Below are 15,799 nucleotides of genomic sequence, written 5' to 3'. Positions count from 1 at the left end.
ACCTGCAGGGGTAGGCTTCAAACCGCCCGGTGCTGCTGTGTTCAAAAGGCACGGTGGTGAGCGACCGTGGAAAAAAGTCATTCCTTGAGAATGGCAGGTACGTATTGAGAAGATGAACGAAAGTAAACCGTCCGATGACGCATCGTAATACGCTCAAGACACTGTCAAAACTGGGGCCGTCCGGTAGCTCCAGGATCAGTCGGGACGATACCTGCTTACGGTCCAGACGGCAGTCGGTGTATAGGCGGCATGATCTCAATACAGGCTTTGGTATGGAACGTGAGAACCTTGCTTCGGATGCGAAGGGAAAAGACAAATGGCAGACACCATGAGGATGAATACCGATGCTGAAGTGAGGGGCGGAGCTGCTCGTACTAGCGTTGAAGCCTTTGTAATGAAGGTGGAGCGAAGGGGCAGCGTTATCCCGCTGACGAATGTCATCAACCTGGGTAACGGGGATGAGTGACGTGACATCAGCAAAGCCGTACCGCATTGCGAAGCGCACGGTATGGGAAGCTTATCAGTTGGTGAGGGCCAACCGTGGTGCTGCGGGCGTGGACGATGAAACAATCGCCATGTTCGAGCAGAACCTGTCGGGAAATCTGTACAAGCTTTGGAACCGGATGTCATCGGGGTCGTACTTCCCGCCACCGGTTAAACAAGTAGAGATACCGAAGGCCACGGGCGGTACCAGAAAACTGGGAGTGCCCACCGTGTCGGATCGGACTGCTCAAACTGTAGCCAAGCTCATGATCGAACCGATACTTGATCCGATGTTCCACGAAGATTCATACGGATATCGGCCCGGTAAATCGGCGAAACAGGCGATTGCGGTGACGCGCAAGCGTTGCTGGAAGTACGACTGGGTTGTTGAGTTTGATATCAGGGCGGCGTTTGACCAGATTGACCATGCGCTGTTGATGAAGGCGGTGCGAAACCACATCAGGGAAGACTGGATCCTGCTGTATATCGAGCGGTGGCTGGTTGCGCCGTTCGAGACTGCGGACGGGGCAAGTGTGCCCCGCACGCGAGGCGTTCCACAAGGCGGGGTAGTCAGTCCGATCCTGATGAATCTGTTCATGCATTATACGTTCGACAGCTGGATGAAGCGGACGTATCCACAATGTCCCTTCGCACGTTATGCCGATGATGCGGTGGTTCATTGCCGTACTCAGGCGCAGGCCGAAGCGGTGATGAAGGCCATCGCATCACGACTGGACGATTGTGGACTGACGATGCATCCGGAGAAGTCGAAGATCGTGTACTGCAAGGACAGCAACCGCACCGGCACTTATCCGAACATGCAGTTCACGTTTCTGGGCTTTACGTTCAGGCCCCGGGACGCAATGAGCAAATACAACCGGCGATTTACCAACTTCCTGCCGGCGGTAAGCAATAGCGCGCTCAAGCGGATGAGACAGACGGCACGTAGATGGCGGATACATCGCCAGACCTCAGCGACGCTGGACGATCTCGCACAGCAATGCAACCTGACGATACAAGGATGGTGGAACTACTACGGAGCGTTCTATCAGATCGCAATGCGCAAAATCTTCCGTTATGTTGACCGGAAGCTTGAGCAATGGGCCAGACGCAAGTACAAAACACTGTCGCGGCGCAAGCGGTGCAGTGTGGAATGGCTCAGCAAGATGAAGAGTGTCGTTCCCGGGATGTTCTTCCACTGGCGGATCGGAGGTGATCGGCCTGGATAACAGGAGCCGAATGAGCTGAGAAGCTCACGTTCGGTTGCGTGAGGGCCTGAGGGTGCGATCCCCTCGGGCTACTCGACAAACGGCCCGCTGCGTTCGATGAGGCGGGAGCTGGAAACGTGGCCATGGCAGCCGGACTGAGGCCCACTGCGAAAGCAGTGGAACTGCCACCGGAGCCTAACGTGCGCGCGCCAGTTCTCGACCCTACAAGACCAAGCAACGACTATACAAGTCACCGTGAGTTAATTAACTTCATGACCCGAAAAAAGTATTCCGAAAACGTTCAGAGTCGAGCCCGGTAATTCAGTAATTCGCCACGACCAGCGAAGAAACCACGAAGTTGGACTGTCGACAGGCGGCGGCATCGACTCCATGGAGATAACGCGGTGGTCACTTTTAGGAGGGTATTCAAGTTACTTCCGCGAGAGCAGGGGCACCATCGGGATTCTGCATCCGCAGTGTGGTTGAGGCCAGATTGCTATCAATATTTAGCCGGTGAACATTTACCAGCCGGATGATTGTCGACAGAAACGACATCAATGCTCAGAATCCACCATGGATACTTGAAGATCTTGTGCTTACAAATGGTCGAGGCAAGAGAAACTTCAATCCTCATTCCATTAAACGTGGAGAAGTTTGCCGCACGGGACGCCAGGGAGATCAGGACAGAGCCCGTCGTGAACCAGAAGGACGAATGCATCGAGCTTCGATTCGATGCCTGCGCGACCCTCCGGGGTTCTCTGGTTATAAGTCCATCGGTGGAACTCGTCACAGGTCCACATCACCTGCCCAATAGGAGATTCGACTAGCTCGTAGGCAAGCATCCGCGGGCGCGCGATCTGCATCTGGGAATGCCCGTTTTGTGTATCTCAAACGAGATGTCGGATACTCGGGTATCAGGTCACGGTTCAGTCGGTACCTTAGAATTTGTGGCGCATTCCTACCACGACCATGTTTTGGGACCGGGTCGACGAAGGCGCATCGAGATAAAGTGCCGCCACCGCATACGGCCCCGACACACGCTGGAAATCATCGAAGATGAACACGTCGGTACGCTTCGACAGGAAGTAGTCGAGGCTCAAGGCAGCGGTGTGCCAGTGGGGATTTGCGCTAACACCTCCGTACTTGCCCGCCGAATATACGTACGCTGCGCCAAGCACCAAGCTCGGCGTCAGATTGTAGTCAATCGATACATCGTAATTATCGAGACGGAAGCTCGTGCCGTCCCGGTACGTATACCGAATGGTGTCGACGAGCGCGTTTACGCGCATGCCGTGACCGAAGTCGTAACGCCCCCCGACTCCAACGTTGCGTTGCTTGGCCGTGCCGATATTGCTGTTCAGTGGGCTGGTGCGAAACGTCAGAAACGATGCGCCCTGGAAGTCATCGCTGACTGCTCCGGACGGGTTGAGGGTGCCGGGTTGATCCATTTCCACATAGGCGGCGGCGATCTTCAACGGGCCCTGGTCGTAGCCTATACCGCCGCCGAATGCACGGTTTTCGGAGAATTCACCAGCGGAATTGCTGAAGGCGTACATGGCCTCGGCATTCACTCCGGCGACGGTTGGCGATGTATATTTGACTGCGTTGCTGTATCGCCAACTGCCGATCAGGTTGTCGGAGTCCCCCGGATGATCAGCGAGTCCGCTCGTAGCCGCGGCAGATGAGATCGGAGTGAAGTAATCCCAGAACATGTCGTACTGACGGCCCAGTGTGAGCGTCCCGTAGGTATCGTTCGACAGACCGACGTAAGCCTGTCGACCGAACATTCGACCGCCTTGCTGTAGCTTCCCGCTCGTAATGTCAAACCCGTTTTCCAGGGTCGCGATGGCGTGATTGCCACCGCCGAGGTCTTCGCTGATCCGCAGGCCGACGCGATTATTTTGGTTCGGCCCGGTGACGGTCTTCACATTGCTGTGTCCGCCATCATTATTGACCCACGCGATGCCTTCGGACAGGATGCCGTAGAGCGTTACGTTGCTTTGCGCGAAAGCGCTGGTCGATGCGAGTACCAGCGCCGCAGGGATAAGAATGGTCGTTTTGGTCATGCATGTGTCTCCAGTCGGTTGTGTTTTTGTATTTCCCACTTCAACCTCTAGCGATGCCTTGCGCGCGAGGCAGTCGTCATTGCCCTATCCAATTGGATATATGGCGTACTACGAATTAATATGGCGGGGCGCGATGCTGAGTTTGTGCACGCCAGCAGCGGTCACCCTGGCATAGTCATGGCGTCGAGGACGTCGCGTAAAGCGCCCGGTAGTGTAGTTACCGGGCGCTGCGTTTCACGATCGACGTACACGTGAACGAAATGCCCCTGTGCAATTGCAAGCGGTTCGTTGCGCGGGAATATTGCGAGCTCATAGCGCACGCTGCTAGTGCCGATGCGTGCGACGCGCAGGCCTACAGTGAGACGATCAGGGAAACTGGCCGACGCGAAGTAACAGCATTGCGTCTCGACAACGAGTCCGATCGCGTTGTGAGCATCGTACCGCCCGAGTGCTCCGCTTTCGAGGAGATGCGCATTTACTGCCGTATCAAAATATGAGTAATAGACAACGTTGTTCACGTGGCCATACGCGTCGTTGTCCATCCACCGCGTGTCGATATCACGCAGGACCGGGTATGCATCCTTTGACACGGGCTGTGGTCGCGCGCTCACAGCACCTCCGCATACAGGTCTAGGGCATCCTGGTACGAGACTTCACGTGGATTGTTGACGAGAAGTCTGGTCTGTTGCATTGCATCGGACGCGAGCGATTGCAGATCATTTGCAGCTATGCCGACTTCAGCCAGATGGGTTGGCAGGCCGAGCGAGTCTGGGAGGGCAGTCAGCCAGTCGATCAACCTCTGTGCCCGGAACGCATCAGAACCCGTGGCACGGGGAAGGACGATCGATGCAAGTTCCGAATAGGGGGCAACTGCTTCGGGAAGATTGAAGCGCATCACCGCTGGCAGTACGAGCGAATTCGACAACCCATGCGGTACATGAAAGCGGGCGCCAACCGGATAAGCCAACGCATGGACAGCGGCGACCGGTGCATTGGCGAACGCGAGGCCAGCGAGCGACGCGCCAAGCAACATCGCTTCGCGCGCTGCGAGGTCGCTGCCTACTTCGCACGCGCGCTCAATGTTGGCGGATAGGAGGCGCAGCGCGTCGCGCGCGAGACAGTCGGACAGCGGATTCTTTAGTCTCCGGCTCGTGTAGGCTTCGATCGCGTGAACCATCGCATCGATGCCCGTGGCAGCGGTGGCAGGGCGCGGGAGTCCGAGTGTTAGCTTCGCGTCTAGTACGGCGCAGTCGGGAATCAGAAGTGGCGATACCACGCCTTTCTTCTGGCCTGCGCCCGTAGTGACGATCGCGACCGGAGTGGCTTCCGAGCCGGTGCCTGAGGTGGTAGGAACCAGCACGAGTGGGAGACGTGGACCTTTGGCAATACCGACGCCGTATACCGTGTCGAGTGCCTCGTTGCCGCCCGCAAGAAGTGCGACGAGCTTGGCAACGTCCATCGGGCTACCCCCGCCGAGACCAAGTATCGCATCGGCGTTTGCTTCACGTGCAGCGCGCGCAGCGGCCTCGACCGTATGGGCCGATGGATCGGCTTCCACATCGGTGAAGAGCGTTATTGCGACGCCGGTGCGGCGTAGATCGAGGAGAGCGTCGTCCAGCAGCCCCGCGCGTTGGACGCCGGCATCCGATACGATGAAGAGCGACCGCAGCGAAGTGCGCAGGCTTCGGGCCGAGCGCACAATCTCGCCCATACGTGCCGCTGAACCGGCTTCGACGATGAGGGCGGCCGGCGAATGGAATTGGAAGGGGTTCATATGTCTCCTCGCGAAAGCGATCACGTACCGCGACGTCCGCAGATTGTTCAGTCCCACGATTGTCATCAAAAGAATGCGATTTCGACATAGCGCAATTCCACTCTGTAGAATTGGAGCGTTCTCCCTTCTCAAAGACACAACTGTCCTCGTCGACGCATTGAGTCCTACCATGCCTACGCATCCGATCCACGAACGCATATCTCCGTCAAATCGCTCGGTCGAGCGTGCGTTGACGATCCTTCGGGCGTTTCGCCCCGGCGTAGGCCGCCTCGGTAACGCCGAGCTTGCCGAACGCACGGGGCTGGCGCGTTCGACGGTCAGCCGGCTGACGCAGACGCTTGCCGAAAGCGGTTTTCTTGACTACGAGGTCGCAACCGGAAGCTACCGGCTTGGCGCGCCGGTGCTCAGCCTCGCTCATGCATTGCGGCTGGATTCGGACGTGCTTGACTTCGCGCTGCCGGTCATGCGCGAGACCGCCGAAGATCATCGGATCAACGTCGGCCTCGCGGTTGCCGACCAGACGGATATGGTTTATCTGGAGTCGGTGCGGCGAAACCGGCGCGAGCTGTTCCGCCACGTGGCGAGCGGCTCACGCGTGCCCATCGAGTTGACGTCGCTGGGTCGTGCGTATCTCTCAACGCTTTCGGCCAGCGCGCGTAACAGGTTGGCAGCACAGCTGCACTCGCGTCATCAGGACGACTGGCCTCAGGTTTCGGCCGGGATCGAGCAGTCACTCGAGGAGGCGCGCCTGGGCGGCTATTGTGCAGTGTCGTGGCAGGCGGGTATTACGTCGATTGCGTCGCCGCTCGGCTTGCCTGAGCTACCACCGTACGTGTTCAACATCAGCTACGCGACGGGGGACTTTACCCGTCGCAAGGCCGACACGACGCTTGTTCCGCTGCTGCTGGATCTCGTACAGCGTGTGAGGGCGGAATTTGGTGGAGGTGCCCGCGCGCTGATGGGACGGTAAATCGGGTAGCGGTGTCGGAAAGGCCCGGCAATGACGTTCCAGTTCCATTGCATGGAATTGGAACGTCGAAATACGTTACAGCCACGACCATAATGGCCTTGTAGATACAGGCGCCGCATGCAGTGCGGCGCACGCAACAAGGTCATTATGGAGACAGACTGATGAGCAGTTCATCTGCTGCAGCCGGCCAGGCGGCTGGCGCACTGAAGGGAATCCGTGTCATTGATGTGTCGCGTGTGCTGGGCGGCCCGCTCGCCGGGCAGATACTGGCCGACCACGGCGCCGACGTCATCAAGGTCGAGCCGCCGCAGGGCGATGAAACGCGCGAGTGGGGCCCCCCGTTCCAGGGCGATGCATCCGCTTACTTCCTGAACGTCAATCGTAACAAGCGCGCGCTGTCGCTCGATCTATCGCGTCAAGAAGGGCGTGAAGTGCTGCTGCGTCTGCTCGAAACAGCTGACGTGCTGATCGAGAACTTCAAGCCGGGCACAATGGAAAAGTGGGGCCTCAGTTACGAGCAGCTCGCGGAGCGGTTTCCGAGACTGGTCTATGCGAGCGTAACCGGATTCGGCAAGGACGGTCCGTTCGGCGGCTATCCTGGTTATGACCTGATGGCGCAGGCGTGGACGGGTCTGGTGTCGATTAACGGTTCGAAGGAAAGCGGTCCGTTGCGGGTCGGCGTGCCGATCATCGACATGATGACCGGTGCGAACGCCGTGATCGGCATTTCGATGTCGCTGTTCGAGCGGGAGCGCTCGGGCAAGGGGCAGCATGTCGATCTCACCCTCTACGACACGGGCGTGAGCCTGCTGCATCCGCACGCCCCGAACTGGTTCATGTCCGGCAAGGTGCCGGGGCTCACAGGCAACGATCATCCCAGCATCTCGCCATACAGTCTGTTCGAGACCAAGGGTGCGCCGATGCTCGTCACCGTGGGCAACGATCGCCAGTACGAGAAATTCTGCACGGTGATCGGGGCGCCCGAGCTGGCAACCGATCCGCGCTTTCGCAGTAACGCGGCACGCGTCGAGAACAGGGCGGTGCTGGCCGAAGCGATTCAGGCACGGCTGAAGGAGTTCGACGGCGAAGAACTGGCGCACAAGCTGATGGACGTTGGTGTCGGCGGCGGCCCGGTGCAGAGCGTCGATCGTGTGCTGACCCACCCGCATACGCTGCACCGCAAGATGGTCGTACAACTCGGCGAGTATCGCAGCACCGGCATTCCGGTGAAGCTGTCGCGTACGCCGGGCAACGTCTATGCGGCCCCACCCGAATACAACCAGCATGCGAGCGAGATTCTCGCGGAAGTAAGGTTCACGCCGTCCGATATCGAGGCACTGGAACAGAGTGGCGTCGTGCGCAAAGCAAGGAAGCGCCATGGCGATTAAGGCTGCCCACAGTCCGGATGTGCGCGACGAATCGGCCCATGCAACGTATCGGCTCGCAGACGGCATTGCCTGGATTGCGCTGAACCGTCCTGATCGGCTGAACGCGATGACACCCGAGATGGATGCCGCATTGCGCGTGTTTGTGCAGACAGCCGACGCTGATCCAGATTGTCTCGTGATCTGTATCACCGGAGAAGGCAAGGGATTCTGTTCTGGTGCTGATCTTGGGACGAGCCCCGTTGCCAACGGCGCGATTCCGTACGCATCCGAACCGAAGACGCTCAACGAATTCCGCTTCGGCTATCTGAGCGTATCGCGCAAGCCAATCGTTGCGGCGATCAACGGTGCCGCGATTGGCGTTGGTCTCGTGCTTGCCGCATTTTGCGACGTCCGTATTGCGGCCGCGAATGCGAAGCTTGGTTTTACCTACAGCCGCGTGGGGCTCGTCGCCGAATACGGCATCGCATGGTGGCTGCCACGGATGATCGGTGCTGGAGCCAGCCGGGACCTGCTGCTCTCGGGCCGAGTCGTGGATGCCTCCGAGGCGCTGCGTCTCGGCCTCGTCGACCAGCTCGCCGACGAGGCCTCCTTCGACACGCACGTCGCCGGCTATCTGCGCTTGCTAGTCGAGCGCTGTGCACCGCAATCCATGGCGACGATCAAGGCACAGCTGAGTGCAGCTTCGGACGAAACGCTGCTGGGCGCAATCGCGTCGAGCGACCGGGCATTGCAAGGCGCACGTACTGGCGCCGATTTTGCCGAAGGCCGAGCCGCTTTCACGGAAAAACGCCTGCCGCGCTTCGCGCGCCTCACAGGCCAGACAGGAGACCCATCGTGAGTGACATTCCCCGACAATCCGCGCAAGGCGAGCGTCAGCCATTCGTTACCTGCACTGCGAAAGATGGCATCGCGTTGATCACGCTGAACGCGCCCGATACGCGCAATGCGATGAGCAGCGAGGACGACTTCTCCGACATCGAAGCGGTGTTCGGACAGGTGCATCGCAATCGCGAGATCCGCGCGGCGATTTTGACTGGGGCGGGCAAGGCGTTCAGCGCCGGTGGCGACGTGAAGCTGATGCACACGCGCGCTCAGGATCGGTCGATCGAGCCGGTTGAAGACCGGTACCGGTATCAGGAAGGCATCCATCGCGTGACGATGGCGCTCTACAAATTCGAGGTCCCACTGATCGCGGCGGTCAATGGGCCGGCTATCGGTGCGGGTCTCGATCTCGCGTGCATGTGCGATTTCCGGATCGCGAGCGAGCGGGCGACGTTTGCCGAAAGCTTCGTGAAGGTGGGCATCATCCCGGGCGACGGCGGCGCGTGGCTGTTGCAGCGCGTGATCGGCCCGGCCCGGGCCGCCGAGATGACATTCACCGGCGACACGATAGATGCGACGACAGCGCTCCAGTACGGGCTCGTATCGAAGGTCGTGCCACACGATGACCTGCTTGAACAAGCATTTGCCGTGGCGGAGCGCATTGCCGCGAATCCCTCGCACGTGCTGCGCATGGCGAAGCGCCTGATGCGTGAGTCGGCGAATGCACGGCTTGAGACGGTCCTCGAAATGTCGGCCGCGTTCCAGGCGCTCGCGCATGCGACCGCTGATCACCGCGATCGTGTCGCGGGCATCGTCGCACGCATCGGCTGAGCGACGCGCACGTTTCTCCACGGAATCGGAATCTCATCAATGACGTCATCGTTGGACATACGCCGCGGCATCGCGGTCATCCTGCTCGACAGCCCACCAGTGAATGCACTCGGTTTCGCGCTTCGCAGCGAATTGTACGAACGTATTGGTGCCGGGCTCGATAACCCGGACGTGCGCGGTATCGTGTTGGCGGGCAGCGGCGCGCGCGCGTTTTCTGCGGGCGCCGACATCGCCGAATTCGGCACGGCGCCCAGTACCGCGTTTCCGTCGCTGAACGATCTGATTGCGCGCATCGAGCAGGCACGCGTGCCGGTTGTCGCGGCGATCGACGGCTTTGCGCTTGGCGGGGGCATGGAACTCGCACTGGGTTGTCATGCGCGGGTTGCATCCGCACGCGCTAGCCTTGGTTTGCCCGAAATCACACTTGGTCTGATGCCAGGCGCCGGCGGTACACAACGTCTGCCCCGGCTGGTCGGCCGCATGGTGGCGCGGGAGTTCATCGTCGCTGGCCGCCCGCTGCGTGCCGATGCCGCGCAGCGCATGGGCATCGTCGACGCGATCGTGGAGGGCGACCTGATTGAGGGAGCCGTGAAGCTGCTCTCGGGATGGATCGAATCGGGTGCGCCGTTGCCGCGGACCTGCGATCGACCTCTGCCGGTCGATCGAGATGCTGGCGCGTCGAGAAAAGCCGCTCGCGAGAACGCTTACGCACTGCCGGTTGAAACGATCAATCGCTGTATCGATGCGGCAGGTGCCATGCCGTTTGACGAAGGTATGCAAATCGAACGCACGCTGTTCGAGGAACTGGTGGCGAGGCCTGAGTCCGAAGCGCTGCGCTATGCGTTTTTCGCTGAAAAGCGCGCCGCTTCGCTCGACGAGCGCGCCGCACAGGACGTGGCTGCGCGAACAGTGGATGAAGTAGCCATTGTCGGTGCAGGCACGATGGGCGCAGGTATTGCCACATGTTTCGCAAATTCGGGTGTCGCCGTGCGGCTCTTCGACGCGAAGCCGGAGTCACTTGAAAAGGGCATCGCGTCGATCCGTTTGCATTATGCGCAGCAGGCGCAGAAGGGTCGCCTGTCGGCGGCCGAGGCGGAGCGCCGCGCCGGACTGGTTACGCCGGTCTCGCAAGTCGATTCGCTCGCTGAAGCGGGCCTTGTGATCGAAGCGGTCTTCGAGGATCTGGACGTGAAACGTCAGGTCTTCACGCACCTCGACGCCGTCATGCGTCCCGGTGCAATCCTTGCGACCAATACGTCGACGCTCGATGTGAATGCGATTGCGCAATTTACAGAGCGGCCCCGCGACGTTGTCGGTCTGCACTTCTTCAGTCCGGCGCCGGTGATGCGACTGCTTGAAATCGTCCGCGGCACTGTCACTGCGCCTGATGTCCTCGTGAGCGCGCTTGCGCTCGCAAAGCGGCTCGGCAAGGTGGGCGTCGTGTCGGGCGTTTGCGACGGCTTCATCGGCAACCGGATGTGGCATGAGTATCTGCGTCAGGCGGCGCGTATCGTCGAACTCGGCGCGGCGCCGCAGCAGGTCGATTCGGCGCTGGAGCAATGGGGTTTTGCGATGGGACCATTTCACGTGGCCGATCTCGCCGGTCTCGACGTCGGTTATTTGATCCGGCAGCGCCAGATGCATGAACGTCCGCAATTGCGCTGGCCCGCGTGGCTCGACCGTGTGAGCGAGAGCGGCCGGCTCGGCTTGAAGGGCGGAAGCGGCATCTATCGTTACGAGGCGGGACAGCGCGGCGGTATGCCGGACCGGGAAGTGAACGAATTGATTTCGCAGGCGCGCGCCGAGGCCGGGGTCGCACCGCGCACATTCACTGACGACGAAATCATCCAGCGGTGCACCCACGCATTGATCGTCGAAGGTACGCGCCTGTTGCAAGAAGGCATTGCGCAACGCGGCTCCGACGTGGATGCCGTCTTCCTGAATGGCTATGGGTTTCCTCGTCATCGGGGCGGTCCACTGTTCAACGCCGACGCACTCGGGCTTCATGCAGTTGTCGCGAACCTGCATGTGTACGCCAACCACGAAGAACCCGCGTTCTGGCAACCGCCGGCATTGCTCCTCGAACTGGCGGCCCGGGGCCACAAGTTATCCGCGTTCAGTCGCGCCGGTGTGAGCGCAGGCGAAATCAGCAAGGAGACGGTGTGATGAACGAAGTCGTTGTCGTATCAACTGCGCGTACGCCGATCGGCAAGGCTTATCGCGGTTCGCTGAATGCGACGCATGGTCCTACGTTGGGCGCTCATGCGGTCCGCCATGCGGTCCAGCGCGCGGGCATCGAGGCGGGCGAGATTGAAGACGTATTGATGGGCTGCGGCCGTCCTGAAGGGGCAGCGGGGGAAAATGTGGCACGCCAGATTGCGTTGCGCGCGGGGTTGCCGGTGAGCGTGCCAGGCGTGACCGTGAACCGGCTCTGCTCGTCCGGTCTTCAGACGATCGCGATGGGCGCGCGAGCAATCATGTGCGGTGAGGCGGAGATTGTCGTGGCCGGCGGACTCGACACGATTTCCTGCGTGCAAAACGAGCACATGAATCACTTCATGGAGCAGGACCCTTGGCTGGTCAGTCATCAGCCATCGATCTACCTGACGATGATCGACACGGGCGAGGTCGTCGCGAAGCGCTACGGCATCTCACGCGAGCGCCAGGATGAGTTTGGCGCTCGCAGCCAGCAGCGTGCGTTCGAGGCGCAGGCCAACGGACGCTACGCGGCCGAAATCGTGCCGATCGAAGTCGAGCGCCGCGTCACCGACAAGGAGACCGGCACGACGTCGATCGAGCGTCACCTGCTCAAAGCCGATGAGGGCATCCGGCTGTCGACGCCAGACGGTCTTGCCCGGCTGAAACCGGTGCTGGAGGGCGGTTGCATCACCGCGGGTAACGCGAGCCAGTTGTCGGACGGCGCATCGGCATGCGTGCTCATGGATGCGCGCACGGCGCAGCAGCGCAACCTCGCGCCCCTTGGCCTTTTCCGCGGCTTTGCGGTGGCGGGCTGCGAGCCGGACGAAATGGGTGTCGGGCCAATTTACGCAATTCCGAAGTTGCTGGCGCGTCATGGTCTGACGGTGGATGACATCGGGCTTTGGGAAATCAACGAAGCCTTCGCGGTTCAGGTGATCCACTGCCGCGAACGGCTTGGTATCCCGGATGAGCTATTGAACGTCAACGGCGGCGCAATTGCACTTGGCCACCCGTACGGAATGTCCGGAGCCCGGCTCGCGGGCCATGCGCTGATCGAAGGGCGACGCAGAGGGGTTCGCTACGTCGTTGTGTCGATGTGCGTCGGCGGTGGGATGGGGGCAGCCGGACTGTTCGAGGTGCTTTGAACAGATAGCCGCGCGCCTTGATGGCATACAAATACGAACAGACAGGAGACAGCAGTGAGTGATATTAAGCAGGCTGGTGGCATTCCAGTTGCCGCAGTGCTCGCCTCGGTTGCGGGCGAGGAGCACAGCGATCATGACGACCGTGAGGCGGCACGGCGCATTCGCCGCATTATTTCGGCTGGTGCCTTCGGCACGATCGTGGAGTATTTCGATTTCAGCGTCTATGCGTTTCTCGCGACGGTGATCGCCAACGTTTTCTTTGCGTCGGACAACCCGACTGCCGCGCTACTTTATACGCTGGGTGTATTCGGTGCGTCGTTCGTGCTGAGGCCGCTCGGCGGCATCCTGATCGGCCACCTCAGCGACCGTTACGGGCGACGGCCGGCACTGACGCTGTCGGTTGCCGGGATGGCGTTCGCGAGCACGGCGATCGGCCTGCTGCCGTCCTACGCGACGGTTGGCATTGCCGCGCCGGTGCTGCTGTTCCTGCTGCGCTGTGTTCAGGGACTTTCAGCGGGAGGTGAACTCGGCAGCGCCGCATCCTATGTTGCGGAGGTCGCGCCGGACGGGCAGCGCGGCCGGCTGACCAGCACGATGAACCTCGGCACAATGATCGGCACCATGCTCGGATCGGCGAGTGTGGCAGTGTTACATGTGAGCATGTCGCATGACGCGCTCCTTGCCTGGGGCTGGCGCATTCCGTTCCTCGTGTCGTTGCCGCTCGGCCTGATCACGCTCGTGTTGCGCTGGAGAATGGAGGAATCGCAACAGTTCGAGCGTCTCGAACAGACCGGTTCTGTCGCGCGTGCGCCGGCGCTGGAGGCGCTACGCTCGAATCCGCGCGGCGTGCTGACTGTCTGCGGACTATCGCTGGCATCATTCATGTCGTACTACTTGACGTTCACCTATATGTCGACGTATTTCCAGAGGCAGAACGTGATGTCGGGTACAGCCGCCGCGTGGTCGACCACTGCAACGCTGATCCTTGCGATGTTCGTCATTCCTTTCTGGGGGAGAATGTCGGATCGAGTGGGCCGCCGGCCCTTACTGATTGCGGTCTGCGCGGCTGACCTTGTGCTTGCCTATCCTGCATTTCTCGTGATGTCGCATTCTGTCGCGGCGGCAGTCCTTGCCCAGATTGTGCTCGGCCAGCTCGAGGCGCTGTACATGAGTGTGATCCTGTCAACTTACTGTGAACAATTCCCGGCACGCGTGCGTGCAAGCGGATTCAATCTCGGTTACAACCTCGCGTCGATTCTCGCGGGTGGTACAGCACCGTATCTCGCGACATGGCTGATCGCGGCGACGGGCGACGCAAAGGCGCCCGCGTGGATGTTGCTGGTCGCGGCTGCCATCTCGTTGGGAACGGCATTGACACTGCGCGAAACGGCCAGGCGGCCGTTGCCGATGGTGTGATGGCCCGCCACTTTTCATGGAGTAGAAGAAGTGATGCAAACTTTTCCGGAAATCAGACAATTCATCGATGGTGCGTGGCGCCGGGGCAGCGGCACGACAGCGGAGACGGTCGTTGACCCCGCGACTGCGCGACCGCTCACCGAATTCGCGCATGCGGGCGAGGCCGATATCGACGCGGCACTCGCCGCCGCGGGTCGCAGCGCGACGCCGTGGCGCCACACCGCGCCGCAGGAGCGCTACCGCATTCTGCGCCGTGCGGCCGAGCTGCTGCGCGCACGTGTCGACACAGCGGCGCCGATCCTGAGCCTGGAGCAGGGAAAGCCACTTGCCGAATCCCGGGCGGAGATCGCGGTCAGCGCGGATATTCTCGATTGGTATGCAGAGGAGGGCCGCCGTGCGTATGGCCGGATCGTGCCGGGAGCGCCTGGTACGCGACTGATGGTGGTTGCCGAGCCGATCGGCCCGGTTGCCGCGTTCACGCCGTGGAATTTCCCGGCGACGACGGTTGCGCGGAAGGTCGGTGGCGCGCTTGCGGCGGGCTGCACGATCGTCATCAAGGCTTCGGAAGAAACGCCCGCGACTGCGGTTGCAGTGTTTGAATGCCTCGAAGAGGCGGGTTTGCCGCCCGGGGTGGCGAACCTCGTGCTCGGCATTCCCGCGCAGATTTCCGAGCGATTGCTGAAGAGCCCCGTGATCCGCAAGGTGTCTCTCACCGGATCGATCGGTGTGGGCCGCGCGCTGGGCCATCTCGCCGTCGATCATGACCTGGTGACGACGATGGAGCTGGGCGGCAACGCACCCGTGATCGTGTTCGACGACGTCGATGTTGACGCTGTGGCGCAGGCATGTGCGATAGCGAAGTTTCGCAACTCGGGCCAGGTCTGCAACGTGCCAAGCCGCTTCTATGTGCACGAGCGCGTGGTTGACCGTTTCGTTGAGCGTGTCGCCGCGTTCGCGGCGGCGCTGTGCGTGGGTCCCGGTGTCGAACCTACTACACAGATGGGCGCGCTTGCGAACCGCCGCCGTCTCGACGTAATGGGTGGGTTTGTCGACGACGCGCGTGCGCGCGGCGCGACGGTTCACGACGTGGGCAGCCGGCCAGCCGGAGATGGCTATTTCTTTGCGCCGACCGTGATTTCAGATGTGCCGGATGACGCGAAGATCATGACGGACGAGGTATTCGGCCCGATCGTGCCGGTCGCGCGCTTCTCGGACACCGACGACGTGATCCGCCGCGCCAACGACACGACGTACGGGCTTGGTTCGTTTGTGTTCACAGAATCGCTTGAACGCGCAACGATGGTCAGCGACGCGCTCGAAGCGGGGATGGTTGGCGTGAACACGGTCGTGCTGTCGCGCACCGAGACGCCGTTCGGTGGGATCAAGGCGTCGGGACATGGCTACGAGTCCGGTATCGAGGGGCTCGAAGCCTACATGCGGCGCAAGGCGATCCTCCAGCATCCGCCGCTGCGCTCAGCATGATGGCGGCATGAAACA

At 61.0% G+C, this 15,799-nt stretch carries 12 protein-coding genes; 9 read left to right on the top strand and 3 right to left on the bottom strand.

What is annotated here, in order from left to right; translation table 11 throughout:
- The first annotated feature begins 458 nt into the window (after positions 1 to 458).
- The gene (gene ltrA / locus HB376_RS32065) at positions 459 to 1,712 is read left to right on the top strand and encodes a group II intron reverse transcriptase/maturase (RefSeq protein ID WP_218627442.1); all 1,254 of its coding nucleotides are present in this window, start codon (positions 459 to 461) and stop codon (positions 1,710 to 1,712) included.
- Between the two features lie 917 nt (positions 1,713 to 2,629).
- Here the strand turns inward: ltrA and HB376_RS32060 are convergent.
- The 3 genes from HB376_RS32060 to HB376_RS32050 form a co-directional block, all read right to left on the bottom strand.
- The gene (locus HB376_RS32060; protein ID WP_213767685.1) at positions 2,630 to 3,757 is read right to left on the bottom strand and encodes a porin; all 1,128 of its coding nucleotides are present in this window, start codon (positions 3,755 to 3,757) and stop codon (positions 2,630 to 2,632) included.
- A 161-nt stretch (positions 3,758 to 3,918) separates the two neighbouring features.
- Positions 3,919 to 4,347, bottom strand: coding sequence for a thioesterase family protein (locus tag HB376_RS32055; protein WP_346730618.1), 429 nt, complete (start codon positions 4,345 to 4,347; stop codon positions 3,919 to 3,921).
- Positions 4,348 to 4,364: 17 nt separating this feature from the next.
- Positions 4,365 to 5,531 (bottom strand): iron-containing alcohol dehydrogenase, encoded by a 1,167-nt coding sequence (locus tag HB376_RS32050; RefSeq protein WP_213767684.1) that lies wholly within the window; start codon positions 5,529 to 5,531, stop codon positions 4,365 to 4,367.
- A gap of 169 nt (positions 5,532 to 5,700) precedes the next feature.
- On the opposite strand from HB376_RS32050, the gene HB376_RS32045 reads away from it, so the two are divergent.
- The 8 genes from HB376_RS32045 to HB376_RS32010 all read left to right on the top strand — a co-directional run bounded on the left by HB376_RS32045 (position 5,701) and on the right by HB376_RS32010 (position 15,784).
- The gene (locus tag HB376_RS32045; RefSeq protein ID WP_213767683.1) at positions 5,701 to 6,501 is read left to right on the top strand and encodes an IclR family transcriptional regulator; all 801 of its coding nucleotides are present in this window, start codon (positions 5,701 to 5,703) and stop codon (positions 6,499 to 6,501) included.
- A 161-nt stretch (positions 6,502 to 6,662) separates the two neighbouring features.
- Complete coding sequence (locus HB376_RS32040; RefSeq protein ID WP_213767682.1) at positions 6,663 to 7,889, top strand: CoA transferase; 1,227 nt, start codon at positions 6,663 to 6,665, stop codon at positions 7,887 to 7,889.
- On the top strand, positions 7,879 to 8,727 hold the full coding sequence (locus HB376_RS32035; protein ID WP_213767681.1) for an enoyl-CoA hydratase-related protein: 849 nt from the start codon (positions 7,879 to 7,881) through the stop codon (positions 8,725 to 8,727). The genes HB376_RS32040 and HB376_RS32035 overlap by 11 nt, the downstream gene beginning before the upstream one ends.
- 5 nt (positions 8,728 to 8,732) lie before the next feature.
- Positions 8,733 to 9,542: a crotonase/enoyl-CoA hydratase family protein gene (locus HB376_RS32030; RefSeq protein ID WP_213767700.1), complete on the top strand. Its 810-nt coding sequence runs from the start codon at positions 8,733 to 8,735 to the stop codon at positions 9,540 to 9,542.
- A gap of 39 nt (positions 9,543 to 9,581) precedes the next feature.
- On the top strand, positions 9,582 to 11,708 hold the full coding sequence (locus HB376_RS32025) for a 3-hydroxyacyl-CoA dehydrogenase NAD-binding domain-containing protein (protein WP_213767680.1): 2,127 nt from the start codon (positions 9,582 to 9,584) through the stop codon (positions 11,706 to 11,708).
- Complete coding sequence (locus HB376_RS32020; RefSeq protein WP_213767679.1) at positions 11,708 to 12,886, top strand: acetyl-CoA C-acyltransferase; 1,179 nt, start codon at positions 11,708 to 11,710, stop codon at positions 12,884 to 12,886. The genes HB376_RS32025 and HB376_RS32020 overlap by 1 nt, the downstream gene beginning before the upstream one ends.
- 54 nt (positions 12,887 to 12,940) lie before the next feature.
- Positions 12,941 to 14,302 carry an MFS transporter gene (locus tag HB376_RS32015; RefSeq protein ID WP_213767678.1) on the top strand — a complete coding sequence of 454 codons (1,362 nt, stop codon included), beginning with the start codon at positions 12,941 to 12,943 and terminating at the stop codon, positions 14,300 to 14,302.
- A 33-nt stretch (positions 14,303 to 14,335) separates the two neighbouring features.
- A complete protein-coding gene (locus HB376_RS32010) occupies positions 14,336 to 15,784 on the top strand; it encodes an NAD-dependent succinate-semialdehyde dehydrogenase (RefSeq protein ID WP_213767677.1) in 1,449 nt (482 codons plus the stop codon).
- The last annotated feature ends 15 nt before the right edge of the window (positions 15,785 to 15,799 follow it).

This window comes from Caballeronia sp. dw_19, assembly GCF_018449515.1.
GTDB lineage: Bacteria > Pseudomonadota > Gammaproteobacteria > Burkholderiales > Burkholderiaceae > Caballeronia.
This window is presented reverse-complemented; position numbering and strand designations above follow the sequence as displayed.